Below are 273 nucleotides of genomic sequence, written 5' to 3'. Positions count from 1 at the left end.
GACTATTTCGGCCGACACCCGCCGCCGCGCACGCCCGCGGATCTGGCGGCGCACCGCTGCATCCGCAGCCGAATGCCGAGCGGCTCCATCTACCAATGGGAGTTCGAGCGTCACGGCGAAACCTTGCGCATCCACGGCGACGGCACGCTCACACTCGACGAACCCGGCCTGATGCTCGCTGCAGCGCGCGCGGGGCTCGGGCTCGCGTACCTGACCGAATGGAACGTGAGCACGGAACTCGCGGCCGGAACGCTCGTGCGCGTGCTGGAAGAT

General features: G+C 68.9%; 1 protein-coding gene. It reads left to right on the top strand.

The window, feature by feature from the left end:
• The coding region (locus NCS28_RS33120) for a LysR substrate-binding domain-containing protein (RefSeq protein ID WP_250517979.1) at window positions 1-273 on the top strand (273 nt) is incomplete at both ends.

The organism is Caballeronia sp. INDeC2, from assembly GCF_023631325.1.
Lineage (GTDB): Bacteria > Pseudomonadota > Gammaproteobacteria > Burkholderiales > Burkholderiaceae > Caballeronia.
Note: the sequence above shows the minus strand (reverse complement) of the source record. Positions and strands in the feature narration are given on the sequence as shown.